Raw genomic sequence first — 19,814 nt, 5'->3', positions numbered from 1 at the left:
TCACCGTTTGTTTAAACATAGAGCGAAATCCAAGATAAAGTGAAAACCAAGACAGAGCCGAATTCAAGTGTTTCCTGCACCAAAATGCGGCATCCGGCTGATTTTCCTGTTCGGATTCGATGTTGCACAGGGAGCCGATCACGACGACAAAAAACCCGTCCTGGCAATGGATCAGGACGGGTTTTGCTAACGGATCAAGCGCGAAGTCTCGCAAAACTCTCTCGTTTATTTCAAGTCGAAGTAGAGCGTATATGGATCGGTATCCGTATAGCCCGAGTACGATTTTACGAGAATGTAATACGTCTTTCCTTCTTCCGCATCGAAACGGAGAGACTCGTCCGAATTTCCGGCGCGGGTAGACGAAGCGATTTGATCGAGATTTTTTCCTACCAATTCATAAACGTACAAATCATAGTCGTAGCTTCCGTATGGAATCAACAGCAGCAGCCGTTCCTCGTTGTTGATCGGAGCGACAAACGAGAACCAATCTTCATCTGTGGCCGAACTGATGGTGCCTCTGATGCCATCTTCAAGTATCGGGTTTGCTTCGCGTCTTGTATTATTCGGTTCGCTTTCAAAAGGATACGTTGCCGCAGGAGCTGCTGAAAGCTTATGTACCTGCGCTGATTGCTGCTTTCCTGCTGCAGAAACGGAGCTGGAAAACGTAAATACGAGAGCAAGTCCAAGGAAGAGGTTCAAGTATTTTTTCATAAATAGAGTACCTCCATAAATTGGTATTCGATTCCATGGATAAAATATACAAAATTTAAATTTATTTGTAAACTGAAAATATGGACCGTTGTCTCTCAAAATCATTAAGACCTCTAGCACAAGCAAGAGATTCTTGTCGGGTTCTTGCAGCTTCGGAGTTTGAGCGGGGACAGCTTTCCAGGCAGATTGTTCAAAAATGCAGGAATATTTCGATCAGAAATGGAATGGTATGAAGATGCTTTCATCCAGTTTTGCGAGGAGTGATTTTTCGTGAGTCAAAGAGAAATCGTAATTGCAAGCGCCGTTCGGACGGCTATCGGCAATTTTCAGGGAGCGCTGGCAGGGGTAAGCGCTACACAGTTGGGAGCCGTTGTGCTGGAAGCGGCACTCGAACGCGCTGGCGTCGCCAAAGAAGCTGTCGATGAAGTGATACTTGGCAATGTGCTTCAGGCCGGTCTTGGGCAAAATCCTGCCCGACAGGCGGCGATCCGGGCTGGGCTGCCTCAGCAGGTACCTTCCATGACAATCAACAAGGTGTGCGGATCCGGGCTGAAAGCGGTCCACTTGGCGGTGCAATCGATTCTCTCCGGGGATGCCGAGGTCGTGCTTGCCGGGGGCATGGAAAATATGAGTCAGGCGCCATATCTGCTGGAAGGGGCGCGGGGCGGCTACCGGATGGGCGATCAAAAGGTGGTCGACAGCATGATCCGCGACGGTCTCTGGTGTGCGTTCAATGACTATCACATGGGGATTACAGCGGAAAATCTGTGCACGCAGTATGGGCTGACGAGAGAAGAACAGGACGAGTTTGCCGCCTGGAGCCAGGAAAAAGCGCAGCGTGCGCTAAGCGAAGGACGTTTTCAAGATGAAATTGTTCCCGTGCCGATTCCGCAGAAAAAAGGCGAACCGATCATGTTCAGCGTCGACGAATTCCCGCGGGCTGGTGTAACAGCGGAAGCACTCGGAAAGCTCCGCCCCGCGTTTAAAAAGGACGGTACGGTTACAGCAGGGAATGCTTCCGGCATCAACGACGGAGCGGCTGCTCTCTTGATCATGTCGGGAGAAAAGGCACGCGAGCTCGGTGTAATACCGCTGGCCAGGATTGTCGCCAATGCTAGTGCAGGTGTCGACCCGAGCATCATGGGCATCGGACCGGTTCCGGCGACGCGCCGCGTACTGGAAAAAGCGGGTCTGACGCTTGCGCAAATGGACTTGATCGAAGCCAATGAGGCGTTTGCCGTGCAATCGCTGGCAGTCGGAAAAGAACTCGGGATTCCGCGTGAGAAGCTGAATGTGAACGGCGGAGCGATCGCTCTCGGCCATCCAATCGGCGCGAGCGGAGCCCGAATACTGGTGACGCTTGTACATGAATTGAACAAGCGTTCAGGGGCAAAATATGGGTTAGCGACTCTGTGCATCGGCGGCGGCCAAGGAGTAGCCACGGTTGTTGAAAAAATCAATCAGTAGAAGAGATAGTTTTTCCAGTTTTGACGGCCGGAGAGAAAGGGCTGTTTTTGCAAAAAAACCGCGTCATTTTCAAATGTGAACGCTTTGTGTACAGAACCTATCGCACGTTGACAAATGGAATAAATCTTCGTTAATATGAATGAGGGCATAGGGGCACTTGACAACCTGCCCTCTCCTTGTGTATGAAAGGGGACGGTTATGTGCCGAAAATCGATAATCCGTGGCGAGCCGTCACGCTAGTGAGCCTGATAGGTGCGGACATGGCCGTTTGTGTCATTGGCGGCGTCTATCTGGGCAGATACGTTGACAGTCTTCTGTCTACCAAACCTTGGTTCTTGATGGTTGGGCTCCTTCTCGGATTGGGAATTGGCGTGTATAGCGTCTACCGCATAGTTCGCGGGTATTTGTAGGGAGATAGAACATGCAAACGTTTACTTCGGCTATGCGAGCAACCTTTCGCTATGCTTTTTTCTGTGTGGCCCTGGTTGCTATACTCTGGGCCGTTTTGCCTCCATATCGGCTGTTTTTGCAGAGCCTCCTGCTTGGAATGGGGTGCAGCCTACTGGGCGGCACCGTGCTCGTAAGCAAGACTTGGCGCATCGGCCAGATGGCTGTCGACCCGAGCGTCCGTCCAAAAGGAACAGGCATGCTGCAACGCCTCCTCTTGGCTGGATTCGCCGTATTTCTGACGATCCGCTTCCCCCATCTGTTTGTTTTGTCGGGCGTGCTGATCGGCCTTTTCCTCTTTCAAGTGTTAGGCTTCTTTTTCGTTTACCGCTCCTTAAAATAGATTTTGCAGCATTTTTTTACTCTGTACATGACTTGGTAATAGACTCGCGCGGAAGAAAGGGGTGAAATACATGCATTATTCTCTGCGATTTGAGTGGTTGGGCATGGTTTTTGATGTCTCGACCATCATTGCGATTTTGGTAAGCTCCCTGGTGGTTCTGCTTCTGTGTGTGGGTCTGACCCGCAACCTGACCACCGCTGCTCCAAGAGGCGGGCAAAACGTGATGGAGTGGATTGTCGATTTCGTCACAGGCATCACCAAAAGCTATATCGAGCCGAAAAAGGCAGCGCATTTTGTTACGCTAGCCTTGACCCTGTTCCTCTACATCTTTATCAGCAACCAGCTGGGCCTTGTGTTTAACGTGAATACGTCTCATCACAACGATCCGAATACGGGTCAACAAATGAGCCAGACGGTAGTCGATGCGCTGACGCTGGCGAGCGACGATGAAGCCAAGAAGCAGAAGCTGGAAAAGCTGAATGAAGAGTTGAACGCTACCGATCCTCACAGCCACGGCGTAGTCATCGGTTGGTGGAAATCGCCGACTGCTACCCCGAGCGTAACCTTTGCGCTGGCGTTTGTGGTGCTGCTCTACGCGCACTACCTGGGGATGAAGAAGAGTTTCGGCGGATGGCTCAAGCATACATTCCTGAACCCGATTCACATTCTGGAAGAGTTCATTATTAAGCCGTTGACGCTTCCTCTGCGTCTATTCGGTAACATCTTTGCCGGTGAGGTTTTGATCGCCTTCCTGTTGAGCGTAGGAATCTTCGGAAGCATTCCGTTGTTCCTGTGGCTGGGCTACTCCGTCTTTGTCGGCTCTGTCCAAGCCTTTATCTTCACCACGTTGGCGATGGTATACATTTCACAACAAGTGAATGACCAACATTAATTCACTGTAGATTTCTATCTTTTACACACACTAAGGAGGTTTTTTTACAATGGAAGGTTTGGCTCTTGCAATCGGTATCATATTTGGTCTGGCTGCTCTTGGTGCAGCAATTGGTAACTCTCTCGTTATTTCCCGTACAATTGACGGCGTAGCTCGCCAGCCTGAAGCGCGCGGCAACCTGATGGGTCTCATGTTCCTGGGTCTCGGTCTCGTCGAGGCGGTTCCGATTATCGCAGTTGCGATCGGTTTCATCCTCTTCGGTCGTCTGTAAAAAGCATAGGTTTGATGGGCGGGGGCTTGACCTTCGCCTCTATTTTAGTCATCAGAACTTATTTTTGCCCTGGTGGCTTGTGGCTCCGTCCGCCTTTTTAGCTGGCGCAGCCGGGTTATCTAGGAAAGAAGCGGCTTTAATCCGTAGATATACATTCTCCTGTTTGTAAGGAAGGAGTGAAACAAATGCTCGACTTTGGTGCCGTCTCCCTTAACCTTGGAGACTTGCTTACCCAAGTAATCGTATTCTTGGTGTTGCTGCTGGTTGTTCGAAAACTGGCCATGGGCCCTATCGTAGGAATCATGGAAAAGCGCCGTCAGCATATCGAATCCCAAATTTCCTCGGCTGAAAAGAGCCGCCAAGAAGCGGAAGCTCTTCTCGCCGAACAACGCCGCGTCCTCGACGAGGCTCGTGTAGAAGCAAAAGCAATTATCGACCGCGCTACGAAACAAGCTGCGGACGAAAGCGCGAAGCTGGTTGCCGATGCGCAAGCTGCAACTGAGCGCATGAAGGCTGATGCCAGCAAGGAACTGGCTCGCGAAGTAGAAAAAGCGAAAGCGGAGCTGCGCGATCAAATGACAGGTCTGTCCGTTCTCTTGGCTTCCAAGATCATTGAAAAAGAACTGGACGAAGCAGCGCAAAAAGCAACCGTTGACAAATTCCTCGCTCAAGTGGGAGATCGCCTATGAGCAGCGCAGTAGGAAAGCGCTACGCCCGCGCCCTTTTTGAAGTGGCCAGCGAGCGTGGGAAAATCGATCAGGTGGAAGCTGACCTTGGCGCAGTCGTGCAAGCGGTTGAGCAAAACGCCGATTTGAGCAAAATCCTGCTACACCCGCATATCGCGGCGGGAGCGAAGAAAACGCTGGTGGATGACCTGTTCAAAAGTCACATCAGCGAAGAGACTCACAATTTCCTGACCGTCCTGATTGAAAGCGGACGGGAAGCGCAGCTGGCACAGATCCAGCAGGCTTTCGTGAAGCTGGCAAACGAAGCGCGCGGCATTGCCGACGCCATCGTCACCAGCGCCAAGCCATTGAGCGCCGAAGAGCAAGCGGAGCTGGCCGAGAAGTTCGGTCAAAGACTGAACAAGAAGCTGCGCGTGCAAACCGTTGTGGATCCGTCCATCCTCGGTGGAATTGTGATCAAGATCGGCGACCGTTTGTATGACGGAAGCATTAAGACGAAGTTGGAACTTTTCGCGCATCAAGCATAAATGCCGTTTAAAGCGGGAATCCTGGTCAACTTCCGAAAGGCCAGGCATTCATATGAGCTTTAAACACCCTCTATTAAGATGTTGGACGAATGGGGTGAATGTTAAGTGAGTGCAATCAGACCAGAAGAGATTAGCTCCCTCATTAAAGAGCGGATCGCTAATTTTACATCTGAAATTGAAGTTGTGGACGTAGGAACGGTCATCCAGGTTGGTGACGGTATCGCACGCGTTCACGGTTTGGAAAAAGCAATGGCCGGGGAGCTCCTCGAGTTCCAAAACGGCGTAATGGGTATGGTACTCAACTTGGAAGAAGATAACGTGGGTGTCGTTATTCTTGGTCCGTTCCGTGACATTAAAGAAGGCGATACAGTAAAACGTACAGGCCGCATCATGGAGGTGCCTGTAGGTGAAGCAATGGTGGGCCGCGTAGTGAACCCGCTCGGTCAGCCGATTGACGGCCTCGGCCCAATCCATACGACCGAATTCCGCCCGATCGAAAGTCCGGCTCCGGGCGTTATGGCGCGTAAATCTGTTCATGAACCGCTGCAAACCGGTATCAAAGCGATTGACGCGATGATTCCAATCGGCCGCGGACAGCGCGAGCTGATCATCGGTGACCGCCAAACAGGTAAAACATCTGTGGCGCTCGACACGATCATCAACCAAAAAGGCAATGGCATGATTTGTATCTACGTGGCAATCGGTCAGAAGCAATCGACCGTTGCAAACATCGTAGAAACCCTGCGCAAGCACGGCGCTCTGGACTACACAATCGTCGTTTCCGCGACTGCGTCCGATCCGGCTCCGATGCTGTTCCTGGCTCCTTATGCTGGGGTTACGCTGGGTGAGTACTTCATGTACAAAGGCGGACACGTTCTGTGCGTATACGATGACCTGTCCAAACAGGCTGCCGCATACCGCGAAATGTCCCTCCTGCTCCGTCGTCCTCCAGGCCGCGAAGCGTATCCTGGTGACGTATTCTACCTGCACTCCCGTCTGCTGGAGCGCGCAGCGAAATTGTCCGATGAACTGGGCGCAGGTTCACTGACTGCCCTGCCGTTTATCGAAACCCAAGCGGGCGACATTTCCGCATATATTCCGACCAACGTGATTTCCATCACTGACGGTCAGATCTTCCTTGAAACAGACTTGTTCAACGCCGGCCAACGCCCAGCGGTAAACACCGGTCTGTCCGTATCCCGCGTAGGTGGTTCGGCGCAAATCAAGGCGATGAAAAAGGTTGCCGGTCCGCTCAAGCTTGAGCTGGCTCAATACCGCGAGCTGGCTGCGTTTGCCCAGTTCGGTTCCGACCTTGACAAAGCGACGCAAGCCCGTCTGATTCGCGGTGAGCGTTTGATGGAAGTAATGAAGCAAGGCCAATTCGAGCCGATTCCGGTTGAGAAGCAGGTTGCGATCATCTACACCGCAACCAAAGGCTACCTCGATGATATTCCGGTAGAGGCTGTTGGCCGCTTCGAGAAGGAACTGATGTCGTATCTTGAGTCCAACAAGCCTGAGCTGTTGGAGCACATCCGTACGACGAAAGAGCTTCCGGATGAAAAAGAATTCAACGCAGCGATCGAAGAGTTCAAAAAAGGCTTTTCGGTAACTCGCTAAACGTTAATCCAATAGACAACTGATGCATGCCGGGCCGAAAAGTTCGGCATGTGTCCCCAAGGTGGTGAAAACGATTGGCTAAAGGAATACGTGAGATTCGACGCCGTATTAAAAGCGTGAAAAATACCCGTCAGATCACAAAGGCGATGAAGATGGTGGCGGCTGCAAAGCTTCGCCGCAACCAGGAGAAGGCGGAAGCGGCCCGTCCGTACGCCGACAAGATTCAGGAAGTGATTGCGAGCATCGCAGGTGGCACCACCGGTTCCAAGCATCCGATGCTGCAATCCCGCCCTGTGAAAAAGACCGGCTATATTGTCATCACCTCTGACCGCGGTCTCGCAGGCGGTTACAATGGTAACATGATCCGTACCGTGATCCAGACCATTAACGAGAAGCACAAGTCCAAGGACGAATACGGCATTTTCGTAATCGGACGTAAAGGCCGTGATTTTTTCACGAAGCGCAATTACCCCGTCATTGACGAGGCAACCGGCATAGAAAACCCTGCCTTTGCTGATATCAAGAAGATCGCCAGTGCAGCCGTGCAGCTGTTCGCGGACGAGCAGATCGACGAGCTCTACTTGTGCTACAACAAGTTCCAGAGCGCGATCTCTCAGGTGCCTACGATCAAGCGTGTTTTGCCGCTTGAGGCTCCCGAGAGCAGCAACGGGCGTACGACGAATTACGAGTACGAACCGAATGCAGAAGAAGTCCTGGCTGATCTGTTACCGAAATATGCTGAAACGCTTGTTTACAGCGCCATGCTCGAGGCGAAGGCTTCCGAAGAAGGCTCCCGCATGACAGCGATGGGCAATGCGACAGATAACGCGACGGACATGATTGGACGTTACACGTTGATCTACAACCGTGCCCGTCAGGCAGCGATTACGCAGGAGATCTCCGAGATCGTCTCCGGTGCCAACGCACAGGCGTAAAGACGAAAGTTGACTCCCAATTCAGTTTCACAGGAGGGAAGAAGTAAGATGGCGAAAGGACGCGTGGTTCAGGTAATGGGTCCGGTCGTTGACATCGAGTTCGACCGCGGACATTTGCCTGCCATTTACAATGCGATCAAAATTCAACATAAAGCACAAAGCGCCGGTGAGCGCGACATCGATTTGACTGTCGAGGTTGCTACACACCTGGGTGACAACCTGGTTCGTGCCGTTGCGATGTCCACTACAGATGGTCTGGTGCGCGGCATGGAAGCTGTAGACACAGGAGCGCCTATCTCCGTTCCGGTCGGTGAGGTTACTCTGGGCCGCGTATTTAACGTACTCGGCGAGCCGATCGACTTGAAAGAACTGGGTCAAGTAGAGCGCCGCGACCCGATTCACCGCAAAGCTCCCGAGTTCGTGGAGCAAGCGACTGAAGTTGAAATTCTGGAAACAGGTATCAAGGTTATTGACCTTCTCGCTCCTTACATCAAGGGTGGTAAGATCGGTCTCTTCGGTGGTGCCGGTGTAGGTAAAACCGTTACGATCCAAGAGCTGATCAACAACATCGCGCAAGAGCACGGCGGTATCTCCGTATTCGCCGGCGTTGGCGAGCGTACCCGTGAAGGTAACGACTTGTACCATGAGATGAAAGACGCTGGCGTTCTGCCGAAAACCGCGATGGTATTCGGACAAATGAACGAACCGCCTGGCGCGCGTCTGCGCGTAGCGTTGACAGGTCTGACCATGGCGGAATACTTCCGTGATGAAGAAGGCCGCGACGTGCTTCTGTTCATCGACAACATCTTCCGCTTTACCCAAGCAGGTTCCGAGGTATCCGCTTTGCTCGGACGTATGCCGTCTGCGGTAGGTTACCAGCCGACCCTGGCTACCGAGATGGGTCAGCTGCAAGAGCGCATTACCTCTACGAAAAAAGGTTCCGTTACATCCATTCAAGCGATCTACGTACCGGCGGACGACTACACTGACCCGGCACCGGCTACGACGTTTGCTCACTTGGACGCTACGACGAACCTGGAGCGTTCCATCGCCGAGCTGGGTATCTTCCCTGCGGTTGACCCGCTCGCTTCCACATCCCGCGCTCTGTCTCCTGACATCGTTGGTCAAGAGCACTACGATGTGGCTCGTGGCGTTCAAAAAATCCTGCAACGCTACAAAGAACTGCAAGACATTATCGCGATCCTGGGTATGGACGAGCTGAGCGATGAAGACAAGCAAATCGTAGCACGCGCTCGCCGCATCCAACGTTTCCTGTCTCAATCGTTCCACGTTGCCGAACAGTTTACCGGTAACCCGGGCCAATACGTGCCGCTGAAGGAAACCGTTCGCAGCTTCAAGGAAATCCTCGAAGGCAAGCACGACCACCTGCCTGAGGGTGCATTCCTGTACGCTGGTACGATCGAAGACGTTGTAGAACGTGCAAAGACCATGGCGTAACACCCTGGAAAGGGGAGACCAGTAAGTGAGTAAGATGACAGTAGAAGTCGTAACTCCTGAACGGGTTTTGTTCAGCGGTGAAGCCAGCATGGTCATTGCCCGTGGCGTACAAGGGGATCTCGGTATTTTGCCGAATCACATGCCCATGGTGACTCCACTGAAAATCGCACCTGTTCGGATCAAGACCGAAGGCGACAAGGAGCTCGTAATGGCTGTCAGCGGCGGCTTCATGGAAGTACGCGGCGACAAGGTGACGATTTTGGCCGAGACAGCAGAAAGACCGGAGGATATCGATCCAAGCCGCGCCAAGGCAGCAAAAGAGCGTGCCGAGCAGCGTTTGAACGAAAAACATCCGGACCTGGATTTGCGTCGGGCTGAGCGTGCACTGCAACGCGCAATCACTCGTCTTCAGGTTACAAATAAGTAGATGACAAAAGTCCCCGCGCTTCTGGCGACGGGGGCTTTGTTGTATATCGAACGGACAGTGAGCGGCCCCAGCATTTTCAGGGAACAGGGGTAGTTTCCCCCAATTTTTTTTTCGAGTTGGTAATCGCCTATTGATTCCGTGTATAATAAACCTAATGCCCGGCCTCGGCAGCAAAGACGGCGGGATACTAGGTACTGGGATTGCGAATTGGCTATCGGGATAAAGGAGAGTGTAACATATGCAAACAGTTAGAGACGTTCGTGATAGCAGCAGCGAAGGCGTTGCTATTCCTGGCGCGTATGCGGGCCATGGCTGGAGCAACGTGCTTCCGCATGAAATGAATGTGCTGTTCCAAGCGCTGTGCTATGCAGTCACCAAAGGAGAAAGCAAAGCAGAGATGCGTGAGATCGTAGATGGCTTTGAAGGTTTGGAAGGCTTGTTTGCCGAACCGACCGAAGACATGTTCAACTCCAAAGAGGATTTTGAAAACTACAAGAGCCTGCTGGAAAGACATAAAAAAGTAATCGTCCGCTCCGGCTACGAGTATCCGAAATCTCGCGAGGAAGCGATTGCTCTCTTTGAAAGATGGGGACTGCTCATCGATAAAGGAGATGTGTGGGATATTCCGATCAACCCATTCCCGGACGCTCTGGACACATTCGAATTGACTGAAGCAGAACAGTATGCATTGAGATATGTAAGATTTGAAGCATTGGTGCATCCGTTCTTTGCCCGTCTGGTGATGACGCTCCATGAGCGTGACGATGAGTCCTTTACCTTTACCAAGGCGGAACTGAAAGAAATGCTGAATACCAACGATTCGATGCTGGCAGAAGTATTGATCAAGCTGACTCCTTACATGGAAGAGGCGATCGAGAACATGCTGGAAATCCCGGAAGATGAGCCGATGACGTTCTCAATCGTCTGGGAGCGCGTCTATGAAGACTTCCTCGGCCAGCAGTTTTCTCCGAACGTTCAATAAAATAAAAAATGCACAGAATGGAAAACTTAGGGAGAAATTCTCTAAGTTTTTCCTTTTATTGGTACATATGGAATGAGTTCGTTAGACACCATGTAGGCGATTTGCTATAATGATAAAGGTATTTTTTTCTAATGTTCACAGAGCGGAGGGAACGTCAGTGGGTGAAATCTATACCAACAATTATGTCATTGTGGCGATTTTCTTGTTCCTCGGGGTGTTGCTGCCTGTGGCGACAGTCAGCATCATCGGACCCATGCTGCGCCCGAAAAAGCCGACAGCGGAAAAACAGACAACCTATGAAAGCGGTAACATTCCAGTCGGAGACAGCTGGGTACGGTTTAACGTCAAGTATTATATCTTTGCCTTGCTCTTCGTCATTTTTGATGTGGAAACACTCTTTCTCTATCCATGGGCTGTAGCCTACAAGGAATTGGGACTGTTTGCCCTGGTAGAGATGGTGATCTTTATCTGCTTGCTGGTGGTTGGACTGATTTACGCATGGAGAAAGAAGGTGCTGGAATGGAACTAGATCTGACGAGCATTGCGCCTGAATTGCAAGAAGAGTTGAATCGCAACGTCATGTTTACGACGCTGGAAACGATAAAGGGGTGGGTACGAAGCAATTCGCTTTGGCCGCTTACGTTTGGTCTTGCCTGTTGCGCCATTGAAATGATGGGTACAGGCGGCGCACGTTATGACCTCGACCGTTTTGGCGTCATTTTCCGTGCCTCTCCCAGGCAATCCGATGTCATGATCGTTGCCGGAACAGTCACGAAAAAAATGGCCCCCCTACTCCGCAGACTTTACGATCAAATGCCAGAACCGAAGTGGGTAATCGCGATGGGTTCTTGTGCTACAGCCGGCGGACCTTACGTCAAGTCGTACAGTGTAGTAAAAGGTGTTGATCAGATCGTTCCCGTAGATGTCTACATCCCTGGATGCCCACCTAATCCCGCCGCTCTTATTTACGGAATAAACAAACTTCAAGAAAAAATTCGTTACGAAGCTAAGACTGGAAAGCAGGTGACGAATCAATGACAGAAGAAAAACGCAAACCGACGCCGGAAGAAAAAGCAAAGGCTGCAGCAGAAGCCAGAGCCAAGGCGGAAGCTTTGCGGAAAGCAAAAGAAGAACAGCAGGCAGCCGAGCAAGCTGGAGCCGAACCTGCCCAAGCTGGAGCGGAGCCGATTGGAGATTCCCAAGCTGGAGCTAAGCCAGATAACCCCACTCAAGCCGCGGTCGAGTCGAAAGCGTTCGACCAGTCCGCAGCGCCGAGCAAGCCCGTGTCTGAAATGACACCGGAGGAAAAAGCAGCAGCCAAAGCGGCGGCAGCGGCAGCAGCAGCGGCGAAGGCAAAGGCGGCTCGTGAAGGTTCTGCTGAGAGCGGAGCCGGCGGTGATGATGCGGATGCGAAGGCAAAAGCAGCAGCGGCAGCCAAGGCAAAGGCCGCGGCAGCAGCCGCAGCAGCGGCCAAAGCGAAAGCGGCGCGAGAAGCTGCTGGCCAGAGTGGTGAGTCCGCCGAAGCTGGCGGAGACGATGCCAAAGCGAAGGCAGCAGCAGCCAAGGCAAAAGCAGCGGCTGCGGCGGCAGCGAAAGCCAAGGCTGCCAAAGCTGGTGATGCAGATACAGAGACAGCCCCCGAGGCTCCCAAAGAGCCGTCGAAAAATCAGCCTTTTCTGGATAAATACGTGGCCCGTATTTCCGAAAGGTTTGGTGCAGATGTACTGGAATCCTCCTATATTAATGAATTGGCAAAAGAAGTGCCGACACTGGTCGTCAAGAACCAGCGCTGGCACGAGGTGGCTCAATTTCTGAGGGATGACGAAGAATTGGGCTTTGAGTACCTGTCCAATCTACACGGTGTGGACTACGAAGACAGGATGGAAGTGTACTATCACTTTTATTCCTACAAAAATAGACAAAGCGTTGCCGTAAAGGTAAAAACCGATCGGGAGCAGCCAACCGTTGCTTCTGTAGTGGACATATGGAAGGGCGCCGATTGGAACGAACGGGAAACTTATGACCTTTTGGGAATTCATTTCCCGGGACATACCGATTTGCGTCGAATTTTGCTCCCGGATGACTGGGTCGGTTATCCGCTTCGAAAGGACTACGTGCAGTACGACGAGGAGGTGTAGAAGTTGAACCAAGGCATTCTTACTACGAATTCAACCATCTCTTCTGATACCGGTATTCGGACAGAGGAGATGCTTCTCAACATTGGCCCGCAGCACCCGAGTACGCACGGAGTATTTCGTCTGGTAGTCAAGATCGATGGGGAAACCATCAAGGAAGCGATTCCGGTGATGGGTTACCTGCACAGGGGTACGGAGAAGCTGGCCGAAAACCTTACGTATACGCAAATTATTCCTTATACAGACCGAATGGACTATCTCGCAGCCATGACCAACAACTATGTCATTTGTCATGCTGTGGAGACGATGATGGGACTGGAAATACCGGAGAGAGCCCAGTATTTGCGCCTGATCGCAATGGAGCTGAATCGTGTGGCAAGCCACATGGTCTGGTGGGGTACTTATCTTCTCGACCTTGGTGCCATGTCGCCGTTCTTGTATGCATTTCGGGATCGGGAAACCATCCTTGACCTGTTCAACGAGCTGTGCGGCGCCCGGATGACCTTTAACTACATGCGCATCGGCGGCGTAAAATGGGACGCTCCTCCAGGGTGGATCGACAAGGTGCGGGAATTCGTCGCCTACATGAAGAAGGAACTGAACAATTACCATGCACTCGTTACAGGCAACGAAATTTTTATTAACCGCCTGAAGGGCATCGGCAAATTTGATCAAAAGACAGCCCTTGACTATTCGCTTTCCGGCGTTATGCTCCGCTCGACCGGAATCAAATGGGATCTACGCAAGGATGAGCCGTACTGCATTTACGACCGGTTTGATTTCGACGTACCGGTCTCGACCGATGGGGATTGCATGAGCCGTTATCATCTGAGGCTTGCCGAAATCGAGCAGTCTTTGCGTATTCTTGAGCAGGCACTCGACCAATTCCCAAGCGAAGGCGAAGTAATGGGCAAAGTCCCTCGCGTCATTCGTCCGCCTGCAGGGGAAACGTATGTGCGGATCGAATCGCCAAGGGGCGAGATCGGCTGCTACATTGCCAGCCAAGGAAAGGATAAGCCGTGGCGCTTGAAATTCCGCCGCCCTTCCTTTACCAATCTGCAAATTTTGCCGAAATTGCTTGAGGGAGAGAATATTTCCGACATGGTGGCAATCCTTGGCAGCATCGACATCGTGCTTGGGGAGGTAGATTGTTGATGCGAGACCTGTTGCAACAGACGCCTTCACTGGGAAATGCACTTTGGTTTTTCCTCGCTGCTGTAGTGTTGCTTGTGATTTTGTTGGGATTTGTAACATATGCGATCTATTTTGAACGGAAAGTAATCGGGTGGATGCAGGCGAGGATCGGCCCGAACCGTGTAGGGCCCTTGGGACTCTTGCAGACGGTGGCAGACGTTGCGAAGCTGCTGATCAAGGAAGATACGCGGCCCAAGCATGCTGACAAGGCTCTTTATGCGCTTGCTCCGATACTGGCGTACGCGCCTGCCTTTGCCGTCCTGGCGGTTTTGCCGTTTACAGAGACCCTGCAGTTTGCCGATCTCGGCATCGGGATCCTGTACTACATCGCGCTGTCGGGCATTACCGTTTTAGGCGTGATTACGGCGGGCTGGGCTTCCAACAACAAGTATTCCTTGATCGGGGGACTTCGTTCCGCGGCGCAAATGATCAGCTATGAAGTGCCGCTGGTTATGTCGGTGGTCGGGGTTGTCCTGATGACGGGCAGCATGAACCTGCGGGAGATCGTCCTGGCCCAGCAGGATATGTGGAACTTCATTCCGCAGTTTCTCGGCTTCGCCGTATTCCTCGTAGCGGCCCAGGCTGAGCTGAACCGTACGCCTTTCGACCTGCCGGAGGCCGAATCCGAGCTGGTCGGGGGCTACCACGTAGAGTATTCCGGTTTCCGTTTCGCCATGTTCATGCTGGCTGAGTACGTCTATATGTTCGGTATGGGTGCGATGGTCACGATCTTGTTCTTCGGCGGCTGGCTGCCGATTCATCCGGCGCTCAGCTTTATTCCGGGTATCGTCTGGTTTGCCGTCAAGCTGTTGCTCTACGTCTTCCTGCAGTTCTGGCTGCGTGCGACGATGCCGCGTCCCCGCGTCGACCAGCTGATGTCGTTTGCCTGGAAGGTGCTTTTGCCGGTGGCGCTGTTGAATATTCTCATCACCGCCGTAGTGATCTCCTACCAAAGCGGCATGATCTAAAAAAGCCAGGTATGACTGCTATTTTGACCAAGAGGGGTGACACACATGCTAGGACTGGCCAAAGGCCTAGGGTATACATTTAAGAGAATGACCGCGAAAAAGGTGACTCACTTTTATCCGGATGTGCCCTTTCCCATGCCGCCCCGCTTTCGCGGCATCCAGCACTTTTCGCCGGAGAAGTGCATCGTTTGCAACCAGTGTGCGCGCATTTGCCCGACAGAGTGCATTCAATTGACGGGCAAGCCCCATCCTGATCCGGAGAAAAAGGGGAAAATTATCGACACCTACGATATCAACTTTGAAATATGCATCTTGTGCGACCTGTGTACAGAGGTTTGTCCGACAGAAGCGATCGTGATGACGAACAATTTCGAGTTGGCAACGTATAGCCGGGATGAATTGTACAAGAACCTGACCTGGCTCGACGACAACAATACCAACGTCAGGGAGGAGAACTAGCGATGACTGGCGAGTTTATTGCCTTTTTTGTCCTGTCCCTCCTGACGATTGGCGGAGCCGTGTTCATGATCAGCTTTACGCGCGTCGTGCACATGGTCATCTCGCTCGGGATTACGTTTATCAGCATCGCCGGATTGTACGTCCTGCTGGGGGCGGAGTTCGTCGGGGTGGCACAGGTTCTCGTGTACTCCGGGGCGATCTCGATCCTCATGCTGTTCGGGATCATGCTGACCAAGCACGACGCATCTGATGAGGGCACGGGAAACACGTGGAAAAACTGGTTGAGCCTCATTTTTGTGGCGGCATTGTTCGGATTGATGTTCTGGGGCATCCAGAGCTCCGTATGGCCGGCACCACCGGAAACGGCTGCTTCAGATGTCAGCAACGTAAAGCAGATCGGTTTGGACGTATTTAAAAGGTACGTGATCCCGTTCGAGCTGATTTCCGTACTTCTGTTAGTGGCTTTGGTAGGCGCAATCATCATGGCGAAGAAGGAGGGGAACAAGGAATGAGCGTAAGCATTACCTCCTATTTGTTAGTGGCCTTGATCCTTTTTTGCGTAGGCTTGTACGGTGCATTGACCAAAAGGAATGCCGTCGTCGTCCTGATTTCGATTGAATTGATGCTCAATGCGGTCAATATCAACCTGGTTGCCTTTTCCAAATACGGGCTGTATCCGGCGGTTACGGGACATATCTTCAGTCTGTTCACCATGACGGTGGCCGCGGCTGAGGTAGCGGTCGCGCTGGCAATCCTGATAGCTTTGTACCGCAACAAGGAAACAGTCAATGTCGATGAGATGGATTCGATGAAACGCTAGGACAGGGATTCGAAAAGGAGGACAAAGATGGATACCCTTATGCAATACGCTTGGTTGATTCCTCTGTTTCCGCTTCTTGCTTTCATCGTGATCGTCTCGTTTGGCCGTCAGTTGAAAGAAGGAGCAGCTGCTGTCGGAATTCTCTTTACTGCCGTTTCATTCGGATTGGCGGTACTGACCTTCTGGCAGAGGTTTCAGGAGGGAGCGACTGACTACAAGTTCTCGATCGATTGGCTGAAGGTTGGGGATATTGTCATTACCATGGGGTTTGAAATCAACCAGTTGAATGCGTTGATGCTGTTGATTGTCACCCTCGTCAGCTTGCTCGTACAAATCTACTCCAAAGGCTATATGCACGGGGATGAGCGTTTTCCGGTGTTCTACCAGTACCTGGCGCTCTTTACATTCTCCATGCTCGGTCTGGTGATTGCTCCCAACCTTCTGCAAATATACATTTTCTGGGAATTGGTTGGAGTATGTTCGTTCCTGCTTGTCGGTTACTACTATTTCAAGCCGGAAGCGAAAGCTGCGGCGAAAAAAGCGTTCATCGTCACCCGCATCGGCGATTTGGGTCTTTTCATCGGGATCTGTCTGCTGTTCTGGTGGACCGGCAGCTTTGAACTGTCACAAATCTTTGACAGCATTGCGCTCGGAAAACTGGAGCCGTGGATGATCACGTTGGCGGCTATCCTGATTTTTGTCGGCGCGATCGGGAAATCGGGTCAGTTTCCGCTGCACACGTGGCTTCCGGACGCGATGGAAGGTCCGACACCTGTGTCTGCGTTGATCCACGCGGCGACAATGGTAGCGGCCGGGGTATATCTGGTAGCAGCGACGTACCCGCTGTTTATCGCTTCGGATGCGGCGTTGAACGTCGTTGCCTATATCGGTGGATTCACCGCCATTTTTGCGGCATCCATCGGCTTGACACAAAAAGATATCAAGCGCGTGCTTGCCTATTCCACTGTGAGTCAGCTCGGCTACATGATGCTGGCGCTGGGGGTAGCCGGGGCAGCCGGTTACGTGGCAGGTACATTCCATCTGATGACACATGCCTTTTTCAAAGCGCTGCTCTTTTTGGGGGCAGGCAGCGTGATCCATGCCGTACATACCCAGAATGTCTTTGAAATGGGCGGCTTGTGGAAGAAAATGCCGATCACGGCCTTGACCTTCTTGATTGGTTGTCTGGCGATTGCGGGAATTTTCCCGTTTGCCGGATTCTGGTCAAAAGAAGCGATACTCGGCGCGGTTTACGAAGCGCATCGCTACGATCTGTTGTTTATCGCGATACTGGCTGCGTTCTTTACGGCGTTCTACATGTTCCGTCTGTTCTTCCTGACGTTTGCCGGAGAGGCGCGGGGCAAGCATGAAGCGCATGAGTCGCCGGGAGTCATGACCGGACCGCTGTTGATTCTGGCACTTCTGGCCATTGTTGCGGGCTTCATCAATACGCCGTATGCGCCGGTCTTTGGCGACTGGCTCTTGAGCGGAGAAGTAGGCACGATCATTGAGGACGTGTTTGGCGCAGGAGAAGGCCACGCGGCAGCCTGGCTGCAAATCGCGGCGCTCGGGGTGTCGATCCTGGGAATCCTGCTTGCCTGGCTGATGTACGGAAAGCGGGCTATTCCTTCCGATGCCATTCCGGAAGCGATGCCGTGGCTGTACCAACTGTCCTATCGCAAGTATTTCGTAGACGAGTTCTATCATTATGTAGTGGTTGTTCCGCTCGGCTGGCTCGGCTACCTGCTCAATCTGTTCGACAAGTATATCGTTGATGGCCTGGTTTCTTTGATAGCGAAAATTGCCCGAGGCATCGGCGCACTGCATGGACGTGCTCAAAACGGTCAGGTGCAATCGTACGGGGCCATGGTGCTGTTTGGCTTGCTGTTGTTGATTGTCGCCATCACTTTGACGGCGCAGGGAGGTGGAGTCCTTGGGATTGGCCAATAGTATACTGCTTACATTGATCGTCTTCTCACCGCTTTTGGCTGTCTTGATACTGGCGTTCGTTCCCCGGCATCAAGGAGGCGTGATCAAGAAAATTGGCGTGCTGGGCACACTTTTGCCGCTGGCCTTGTCACTCATGCTGTTTGCGTCATTCAACTACGAATCTTCAGGCTTGCAATTCACCGAGACGGCGAAATGGATCTCGATTCCGGTCGGACTGCAGCAGTCGGGCGCGATCTTCTCGTTTGACCTTGGCTACGAGCTGGGCGTGGACGGAATTTCGATGCCTTTGATCGTGCTCACCGCGATCATAGCGACTCTGGCCGCTGTAGCCTCATGGAATCAAAAGAAGCGGCTGAAGGAGTACTTCATCCTGTTCCATCTCCTGCTGATCGGAATGTTTGGCGTGTTTGCTTCGCAAAACCTGTTTTTGTTCTTCATCTTCTTCGAGCTGACACTGGTACCGACGTACTTCCTGATCGGCATCTGGGGCTACGGAGAGAGGGAAAAGGCTGCGAACAAGTTTTTGCTGTACAACGGTATCGGTTCGGCAGTCATGCTGATCGCCTTTATCGTGCTGTTTATGTATCTGAACACGATGAACATGGATAAAATCGCCGAGATTCTCGCCTCATCAGGCAATCCGGCATCAGCGGCCATGTCGCCGGAGTTCCGCTTCGGCCTGTTTTTGGCGATCTTTATCGCCTTTGCGATCAAGCTGCCGGTCTTTCCGTTCCATACCTGGATGCTGAAGGTCCACGTGCAGGCTCCGCCGGCGATCGTCATGATCCACTCCGGCATCTTGCTGAAAATGGGTGCGTACGGACTTTTGCGCATGGGTATCGGCTTTTTCCCTGAACAAGCCTACCAGTTCGCGACGTGGATGGCTGTGCTCGGAATAATTAACATTCTATACGGTGCCGTGCTGGCCTTTGTCCAAAAGGATCTGAAGATGGTGATGGCATACTCCAGTATCAGCCACATGGGAATTGTCCTGCTTGGATTTGCCGCGATGAATACGATCGGCTTCCAGGGGGCGATGTTCCAGGTGATCTCGCACGGCTTTATTTCCGCGCTGCTGTTCTTCCTGATCGGCATGATTTGGGAGAGAACCAAGACCTCGATGATCGACGAGCTGGGCGGACTTGCGAAATCCATGCCGTTCGCCAGCGGAATCATGCTGGCGGGAGCGATGGCTTCTCTGGGACTGCCGGGGATGTCCGGCTTTATTAGCGAATTTTTCGCCTTCCTCGGCTTGTTTGGGCAAATGCCGATCCTGGCGGCTATCGGTACGCTTGGCATCGTACTCACAGCCGTCTATCTGCTGAGGGCTGTTTTGAAAACGACGTTTGGACCGACTCCGGGGCGGTTTGCAGGTGTGGCAGATGCCCAGCCTATGGAGGTTGTGCCGCTGGTCGTCCTGCTCGGATTTATTATCCTGATCGGCGTCTATCCGGCCGTTTTGGCAAATCCTCTGCAGCAAACGTTGAAAACGATCGTCCCAATCGTTACGGGAATAGGAGGGTAA

At 52.3% G+C, this 19,814-nt stretch carries 23 protein-coding genes; 22 read left to right on the top strand and 1 reads right to left on the bottom strand.

Annotation, left to right across the window (positions count from 1 at the left end; all coding sequences use genetic code 11):
• Positions 1 to 225 precede the first annotated feature (225 nt).
• Complete coding sequence (locus NST37_RS23100) at positions 226 to 711, bottom strand: PPC domain-containing protein (RefSeq protein ID WP_003388420.1); 486 nt, start codon at positions 709 to 711, stop codon at positions 226 to 228.
• A gap of 270 nt (positions 712 to 981) precedes the next feature.
• Between NST37_RS23100 and NST37_RS23095 the strand changes: the two genes are divergently transcribed.
• The 22 genes from NST37_RS23095 to NST37_RS22990 all read left to right on the top strand — a co-directional run bounded on the left by NST37_RS23095 (position 982) and on the right by NST37_RS22990 (position 19,814).
• Positions 982 to 2,178, top strand: a complete 1,197-nt coding sequence (locus tag NST37_RS23095; RefSeq protein ID WP_003388419.1) for an acetyl-CoA C-acetyltransferase — start codon at positions 982 to 984, stop codon at positions 2,176 to 2,178.
• A 200-nt stretch (positions 2,179 to 2,378) separates the two neighbouring features.
• The gene (locus NST37_RS23090; protein ID WP_003388417.1) at positions 2,379 to 2,588 is read left to right on the top strand and encodes an AtpZ/AtpI family protein; all 210 of its coding nucleotides are present in this window, start codon (positions 2,379 to 2,381) and stop codon (positions 2,586 to 2,588) included.
• 11 nt (positions 2,589 to 2,599) lie between these two features.
• Positions 2,600 to 2,968: an ATP synthase subunit I gene (locus tag NST37_RS23085; protein ID WP_003388416.1), complete on the top strand. Its 369-nt coding sequence runs from the start codon at positions 2,600 to 2,602 to the stop codon at positions 2,966 to 2,968.
• A 70-nt stretch (positions 2,969 to 3,038) separates the two neighbouring features.
• On the top strand, positions 3,039 to 3,860 hold the full coding sequence (gene atpB, locus NST37_RS23080; RefSeq protein ID WP_003388415.1) for a F0F1 ATP synthase subunit A: 822 nt from the start codon (positions 3,039 to 3,041) through the stop codon (positions 3,858 to 3,860).
• Between the two features lie 49 nt (positions 3,861 to 3,909).
• Entirely contained in the window at positions 3,910 to 4,131 is a 222-nt protein-coding gene (gene atpE / locus NST37_RS23075; protein ID WP_003388414.1) for a F0F1 ATP synthase subunit C, read from the top strand.
• 185 nt (positions 4,132 to 4,316) lie between these two features.
• Complete coding sequence (gene atpF / locus NST37_RS23070) at positions 4,317 to 4,820, top strand: F0F1 ATP synthase subunit B (protein WP_003388413.1); 504 nt, start codon at positions 4,317 to 4,319, stop codon at positions 4,818 to 4,820.
• A complete protein-coding gene (locus NST37_RS23065; RefSeq protein WP_003388412.1) occupies positions 4,817 to 5,344 on the top strand; it encodes a F0F1 ATP synthase subunit delta in 528 nt (175 codons plus the stop codon). The genes atpF and NST37_RS23065 overlap by 4 nt, the downstream gene beginning before the upstream one ends.
• 105 nt (positions 5,345 to 5,449) lie before the next feature.
• The gene (gene atpA / locus NST37_RS23060) at positions 5,450 to 6,961 is read left to right on the top strand and encodes a F0F1 ATP synthase subunit alpha (RefSeq protein WP_003388411.1); all 1,512 of its coding nucleotides are present in this window, start codon (positions 5,450 to 5,452) and stop codon (positions 6,959 to 6,961) included.
• A gap of 74 nt (positions 6,962 to 7,035) precedes the next feature.
• Positions 7,036 to 7,896, top strand: a complete 861-nt coding sequence (gene atpG, locus NST37_RS23055) for an ATP synthase F1 subunit gamma (protein WP_003388410.1) — start codon at positions 7,036 to 7,038, stop codon at positions 7,894 to 7,896.
• A 48-nt stretch (positions 7,897 to 7,944) separates the two neighbouring features.
• Positions 7,945 to 9,354, top strand: coding sequence for a F0F1 ATP synthase subunit beta (atpD, locus tag NST37_RS23050; RefSeq protein WP_003388408.1), 1,410 nt, complete (start codon positions 7,945 to 7,947; stop codon positions 9,352 to 9,354).
• A gap of 25 nt (positions 9,355 to 9,379) precedes the next feature.
• Positions 9,380 to 9,781 (top strand): F0F1 ATP synthase subunit epsilon, encoded by a 402-nt coding sequence (locus NST37_RS23045; protein ID WP_024983766.1) that lies wholly within the window; start codon positions 9,380 to 9,382, stop codon positions 9,779 to 9,781.
• A 238-nt stretch (positions 9,782 to 10,019) separates the two neighbouring features.
• Positions 10,020 to 10,763: a DUF6042 family protein gene (locus NST37_RS23040; protein ID WP_003388406.1), complete on the top strand. Its 744-nt coding sequence runs from the start codon at positions 10,020 to 10,022 to the stop codon at positions 10,761 to 10,763.
• Between the two features lie 157 nt (positions 10,764 to 10,920).
• Positions 10,921 to 11,292 (top strand): NADH-quinone oxidoreductase subunit A, encoded by a 372-nt coding sequence (locus NST37_RS23035; RefSeq protein WP_003388405.1) that lies wholly within the window; start codon positions 10,921 to 10,923, stop codon positions 11,290 to 11,292.
• Complete coding sequence (locus NST37_RS23030) at positions 11,283 to 11,801, top strand: NADH-quinone oxidoreductase subunit B (protein WP_003388404.1); 519 nt, start codon at positions 11,283 to 11,285, stop codon at positions 11,799 to 11,801. The genes NST37_RS23035 and NST37_RS23030 overlap by 10 nt, the downstream gene beginning before the upstream one ends.
• Complete coding sequence (locus tag NST37_RS23025; protein ID WP_339185910.1) at positions 11,798 to 12,901, top strand: NADH-quinone oxidoreductase subunit C; 1,104 nt, start codon at positions 11,798 to 11,800, stop codon at positions 12,899 to 12,901. Before NST37_RS23030 ends, NST37_RS23025 begins: the two co-directional genes overlap by 4 nt.
• Positions 12,902 to 12,970: 69 nt before the next feature.
• On the top strand, positions 12,971 to 14,053 hold the full coding sequence (locus NST37_RS23020; RefSeq protein WP_031932671.1) for an NADH-quinone oxidoreductase subunit D: 1,083 nt from the start codon (positions 12,971 to 12,973) through the stop codon (positions 14,051 to 14,053).
• Positions 14,050 to 15,060, top strand: a complete 1,011-nt coding sequence (nuoH, locus tag NST37_RS23015; RefSeq protein ID WP_171506720.1) for an NADH-quinone oxidoreductase subunit NuoH — start codon at positions 14,050 to 14,052, stop codon at positions 15,058 to 15,060. The genes NST37_RS23020 and nuoH overlap by 4 nt, the downstream gene beginning before the upstream one ends.
• A 45-nt stretch (positions 15,061 to 15,105) precedes the next feature.
• Positions 15,106 to 15,519 (top strand): NADH-quinone oxidoreductase subunit NuoI, encoded by a 414-nt coding sequence (gene nuoI / locus NST37_RS23010; protein ID WP_003388400.1) that lies wholly within the window; start codon positions 15,106 to 15,108, stop codon positions 15,517 to 15,519.
• 2 nt (positions 15,520 to 15,521) lie between these two features.
• A complete protein-coding gene (locus NST37_RS23005; RefSeq protein WP_003388399.1) occupies positions 15,522 to 16,031 on the top strand; it encodes an NADH-quinone oxidoreductase subunit J in 510 nt (169 codons plus the stop codon).
• Positions 16,028 to 16,339, top strand: coding sequence for an NADH-quinone oxidoreductase subunit NuoK (nuoK, locus tag NST37_RS23000; RefSeq protein ID WP_003388398.1), 312 nt, complete (start codon positions 16,028 to 16,030; stop codon positions 16,337 to 16,339). Before NST37_RS23005 ends, nuoK begins: the two co-directional genes overlap by 4 nt.
• A 27-nt stretch (positions 16,340 to 16,366) precedes the next feature.
• Positions 16,367 to 18,289: an NADH-quinone oxidoreductase subunit L gene (gene nuoL / locus NST37_RS22995; RefSeq protein WP_003388397.1), complete on the top strand. Its 1,923-nt coding sequence runs from the start codon at positions 16,367 to 16,369 to the stop codon at positions 18,287 to 18,289.
• The gene (locus NST37_RS22990; protein ID WP_024983770.1) at positions 18,279 to 19,814 is read left to right on the top strand and encodes an NADH-quinone oxidoreductase subunit M; all 1,536 of its coding nucleotides are present in this window, start codon (positions 18,279 to 18,281) and stop codon (positions 19,812 to 19,814) included. Before nuoL ends, NST37_RS22990 begins: the two co-directional genes overlap by 11 nt.

Source organism: Brevibacillus sp. FSL K6-6036 (assembly GCF_037964015.1).
Classification (GTDB): domain Bacteria; phylum Bacillota; class Bacilli; order Brevibacillales; family Brevibacillaceae; genus Brevibacillus; species Brevibacillus borstelensis.
Note: the sequence above shows the minus strand (reverse complement) of the source record. Positions and strands in the feature narration are given on the sequence as shown.